This window comes from Desulfogranum marinum (assembly GCF_016918565.1).
GTDB classification, from domain to species: Bacteria; Desulfobacterota; Desulfobulbia; order Desulfobulbales; family Desulfobulbaceae; genus Desulfogranum; species Desulfogranum marinum.
This window is the reverse complement of sequence record NZ_JAFFQD010000093.1, coordinates 1-4,924: the sequence shown is the minus strand read 5'-3', so window position 1 is coordinate 4,924 and position 4,924 is coordinate 1. Positions and strand designations below refer to the sequence as shown.

The following is a 4,924-nucleotide window of genomic DNA, read 5'->3' as shown; positions in this document are numbered from 1 at the left end:
AAGCGGCCTCTGACTCCGCTCAGTTCGGAGATAAATCTTGACTTACAAGGATATAATGAGAAAAATTAGCTGTAGGTAACCATCTAAATCAACAGGAAAAAACAGGGTTGTTACGTATACAAACTGTGAAGGTGGGATTTTGCTGGTATGCTCGGTGGGTCAAATGCAAGTTCAACCCCAAACGGTAACTGCACAGGAAGAACCTCAAGTTTCCGCTCTCCTTCCGGTGCTTAATCTTGCCAAAGAACATCTCCAGCTAACTGATCATTTTCACTGCAAATAGCGTTGCGCTGCAATCTCTTTTCAGTGATTTGGCTAATTAATCGCATGAGGTACCACGCTGTTACCTTGATTCACTATCAAAGCTTACATAAAATATATTAAATAATTAGGTCAACTTGTTTGACAAAGCCAAACCTGTTGTAAGACAGGGACGGAAAGCCACGGGTCTTCTATAAGCTAGCCGAGCTGCCTTTAACAAGGTGGTTCGGCTTTTTTGTTTTAATAAATGATAGCAGGAAGGAGGTAAAAAAATGAAACATCGCAAGTTTTTTGTTTTGACATTTTCTGTTGTATCACGAGTGGTTATGGTTTCTATGTTCGTCTTAGGTTTCGCAACGGCGGCCTCTGCCCAACCGACGGAGATTAACACCTGCCAGAATATCACAAGTTCTGGTTCTTACATTCTTACCGACAACCTCACCGCCTCCGATACCTGCTTGAATCTAGGTGGAACGATTCTCAATGTGACCATCGACCTCAACGGCTTCACGATCGACGCTCCCGTTGCTATCACTACCGGTGACAATATGTATTATGTCGCCGTGCGCAACGGGATAGCGCATGGCAGATTGGCCCTATACGGGGTTTCACGGGTCGAGAATATGATCGTCGTAGATTATGGCAACGAGGGAGCTGGTATTACAACAATGGGCGGCATAGTGACCGGCAATACGGTCATTGGTTTTAGCGTAGGGATCGTCTCGTCAGGCCTTATCACCGGCAATACTGTTAATCAAAACAACTCAGAGCCGTACGGGTGGGGAATCCTGGCGCAACCTGGCAGCACTGTCAGCAACAATGTGGCTGTGGGCAACCATGTGGGCTTTGTCGTCGATTGCCCCAGCCATGTGACGGGCAACACAGGATACAATAATTTCGAGCAGGATCTATTGCTGCGTGGTCAAGAGTTCTGTAAGAACAAGAACAATTTACAGGTGGCCAACACCTTTGAAAAGATCGATTTAGACTAACTACCCTCTTGGCGACATCTTTAATAGGATAGGTACCGGGAATATGGGAGAGGCAACAAATGTTTTTTACTTAACCGATCTGACAGTAACCGCCTTTTCAATCTGACTTCTGAAAAGACCCAAAGGTTTGCCAGCTAAGGTCTGTTGGTTACGTTAGAAGGAATACGAGGGCAGTTGGTCGCCCTTCCAGTCTGAAAAGGCGCTTTTCTTTTTCTGTACGAAATTTCTTATCAGTAGAATGTTAGAGCGGTTGTAGACAAACGGCAGGTTAAGATAGATTTGTACTGCCCCCTGACAAATTGCAACACACCTGCCACAAACTTGAGATAACCAAAGTCCATCCCCGATTTTGACATATCGGATCGGCGACCACACCCAAGGCTCCTTCTCTCTTAAGAGCAACAGGAACAACCTAAAGCTGAAGGGAAATGCAGGACTGTAGACCTTCGATTTGGCAATGTTAAGGCTAAGTCGCTGCGAACACACTATCAGGAAAAATATCAAACTTTGGCGCCAGGTCAATAGCCATTGGTTTATATTTGCAATATTAATCTCGATACTCTAGCCTGCTGCAATTCCCCCCTATATTGATCATCAGTAAAAAAAAGGTCCATTATACGTAAAAATCTTCAGTTGATTTCATTCAACGTTTGAATTCGACATAGCTTTTGCCAGCGATTCTTTTAACGCCGATATCTTATATGGCTTGTGTAAAAAGACCTGGGGAGATTCGAGGTAGCCTCCGGCAAATACCATAGACTCATCATGACCGCTCGCCACTATTACAGGGAGGTCTGGACGAATTCGACGCAATGTAGTCAGGGTCTCCCAGCCATCCATGCGCGGCATAGTTAGATCACTTACGACGACATCGATTTCATCCTGGTGTTTCTGAAATATTTCCACCGCATCGACACCGTCTATTGCTTCTAGTACCTTAAATCCAAGACAAGTGAGCATGGATGTCGTCATGTTCCGAACCATCTCCTCATCCTCGACTAGCAGTATCGTGCCACCTGTTTCCATGCCTGAGGCACGGATCATTTCATCAGGTTTTTGTGCAACTGATTCGGCTGCGACTGGTAAATAAACTTTAAAACTGCTTCCTTCTCCCTTTTCGCTGTCCACTGCCACAGCGCCTCCATGTACCTTGATAATTCCGAAGACTACGGCTAGGCCAAGGCCACGACCGGTAAATTTGCTCGAGAAAAACGGGTCGAAGACCTTATCGATATCCTTCTCGTCAATTCCACAACCGGTATCCCGGATTTCCAGGCAGGCATATGTTTCATTTTCTGGCTTCCAGTCAGGAGGGAAGCATAACATTGAGGGAATGTCAGCCCGAGGAAGCGTCTTAACAATCACGTCAATTTTCCCCTGTCGCTTGTTTATAGCTTCCAAAGCATTGGTGATCAAGTTAACCAGAACCTGTTGTATCTGATTTGCATTTCCTCTTACAACGACGCCAGGGGTAAGTAAGTCAACGTTGAGGGTTGTTTCTTTTAGAGCCGAAGCTTGTAAAAATGACACGCTTTGACGGCAGGTTTCAGACAAATCCATCGGTATGTATTTGCCTGTTTTCTGGCCGAGATACGTGAGCATAAGACCGCTTACCTCTGCCGCTTTATGGGCTCCTTGCATTGCAGAGATCAGGGGTTCAATCAATGCTGCATCCTGTGGCGTACCCTCAAGAGCTAACTCGAGATTGCCGATCACCACTGCCATTTGGTTGTTGAAGGTATGAGCAATGGCCCCGGCCATGCGACCCAGGCTTTCAGTCTTCTAGAACTGGATGAGCTTGGCTTGGCATTTCTCCCGCGCCTCCTCGGCCCGTTTGCGCTCGGTGATATCATTATATGTTATAACTACGCCATGACCTTTGAGGGGGATGGGAGCGGCGGTGACGTTCAACCAGATTTTCTCATCATTGTTCTTTGCGATTTCCATTTCATAATTGGAAACCAGTCGTTTTTCCTTAAGTGCAATGACACCTGCCCACTCTTCCGAGGTTATATCTGTTCCATCAGGACGAATTATTCGCCAATCTGGTCCATCAATTTTTCTTTTTACCTGCTCGTTTTTGCTTATTCCTAAAAGTTGCTCAGATGTCGAGTTAGATTTTAAAACCTTTCCATCGGAGTCTGATACAGTTATGCCGTGCGGGAAAGAATCAAAAAGTGTCCGATACTTGATGGCTTCAGCTTGTAGATCTTTATTTTGTTCCTGCAATTCAACTATCCGCTCTTCATATGAATGTTGATCAGACATAGACCCTTCTTTATGGTAGTTTTTATTTACAAAAAGAACATGCACTGAAGTGATTTGCAATAGGTATAAATACCTATAATCAATATGTATTTTTGAAAAAAGTAAAGATTTTTATAATGATACCAATGGCTCTGTCGATCTTTATTTTTTTATTAGTATTTCATTATTTTTTTGGTCCGATGCTTTCAGGGTGAAGATCTTTCCATATTATCTCGAACGGCGTGAATTTTCTGGATTTTAAAGATGACCATTGGCAGTGCTGACCTGATGGTTGATTTCAAAAGGTTAGCTTCTTCCTATCCATCCAGAATCCAGACCCTGTAGTCAGTGCAGAACATGGTGTATAATCCGAGCAGGAGATTCTTCTCCAACAACTCAAATCAGAGGAGGTACACCATGAAAGTTTCTCAAGCCGTTGATTTCCACCTTCAGTACCACCAGGCCAACTCCAAAAAAAAATACCATCAAAACCTGTGAGTTCGTTCTCTCCAGGTTTTCTGGCCAATTTGGTAAACGGGATTTAGCCAGTATTAGCCAGGAAGAAGTTTTGGATTTCCTGATGTCCTTGACCAAGGACAACAAGCAAGCAACCAAGAGAAATCGATACTCGGTCCTCTCTGCTTTTTACAATTTCAGTATCAGCACCGCTTTGCCTACCCTGACCAATCCCTGCAATACGGCTGTAATTAAAAAAATCTTCAAACGACCCCAGGCCATCCAGTGGCATATAGTTGACAAGGAAACTGTGGATGAGATTATATTCAGGACCACGAACATCCGGAACAGGTTGATGCTGGAGCTTATGGCCAGGGGTGGTATGCGCATCGGTGAAGTTTTGAGCCTCACACCTGGTGACATCCAGGACAGCTCGTTGAGCATCCAGAACCCAAAAAGTGGAAGAGCGGAAGAGACAGTTTATGTTCCACGAAAAATCCTGATAAGGTTAAGCGAATATGTAAAAGCCAATAATTTCGGTACGGATCAACGTATACTTCCGATATCATACGTTGCTGCCTGGTCAATGGTGAAAAAGGCAGGGGATTTGGTCAAAATAGAGCTTCGGCCACACGACCTCCGCCGCCATGCAGCCACATATGCCTCAAGGTCTGGAACTCCAATAGAAATTGTGAGCAAGGTCATCCTGCGTCATGCCGACCTTTCAACGACTCAGCGGTATCTTGGAAAGGTCAATGACTCTGAAGCAATTCGGTGGATCGAAACGCTTTATGGATAGGTACTCAACAACGGGCGGGAATAGGCTCTCGCCCGTTAATGTACAGTTTGTATACGTAACAACCCTGTTTTTTCTTGTTGATTTAGATGTTTACCTGCAGCTAACTTTTCCCATTATATTCTTTTAAGTCAAGATTTATCTCCGAATTGAGCGGAGTCAGGGACCGCTT

The 4,924-nt window shown here is 44.6% G+C and carries 4 protein-coding genes and 1 riboswitch; of the genes, 2 read left to right on the top strand and 2 right to left on the bottom strand.

What is annotated here, in order from left to right; all coding sequences use genetic code 11:
- Nucleotides 1-400: 400 nt before the first annotated feature.
- Nucleotides 401-476: riboswitch (cyclic di-GMP riboswitch) on the top strand.
- A 57-nt stretch (nucleotides 477-533) separates the two neighbouring features.
- Nucleotides 534-1,253, top strand: a complete 720-nt coding sequence (locus tag JWH17_RS22755) for a hypothetical protein (RefSeq protein WP_205225002.1) — start codon at nucleotides 534-536, stop codon at nucleotides 1,251-1,253.
- A 639-nt stretch (nucleotides 1,254-1,892) separates the two neighbouring features.
- Here JWH17_RS22755 and JWH17_RS22750 read toward each other — a convergent pair.
- Both JWH17_RS22750 and JWH17_RS22745 read right to left on the bottom strand, forming a co-directional pair.
- Nucleotides 1,893-3,014, bottom strand: coding sequence for a hybrid sensor histidine kinase/response regulator (locus tag JWH17_RS22750; protein WP_205225001.1), 1,122 nt, complete (start codon nucleotides 3,012-3,014; stop codon nucleotides 1,893-1,895).
- Nucleotides 3,015-3,035: 21 nt separating this feature from the next.
- Nucleotides 3,036-3,521 carry a PAS domain S-box protein gene (locus JWH17_RS22745; RefSeq protein WP_205225000.1) on the bottom strand — a complete coding sequence of 162 codons (486 nt, stop codon included), beginning with the start codon at nucleotides 3,519-3,521 and terminating at the stop codon, nucleotides 3,036-3,038.
- 559 nt (nucleotides 3,522-4,080) lie between these two features.
- Here JWH17_RS22745 and JWH17_RS22740 point away from each other — a divergent pair.
- Nucleotides 4,081-4,755: a tyrosine-type recombinase/integrase gene (locus JWH17_RS22740; RefSeq protein WP_332468473.1), complete on the top strand. Its 675-nt coding sequence runs from the start codon at nucleotides 4,081-4,083 to the stop codon at nucleotides 4,753-4,755.
- Nucleotides 4,756-4,924 lie beyond the last annotated feature (169 nt).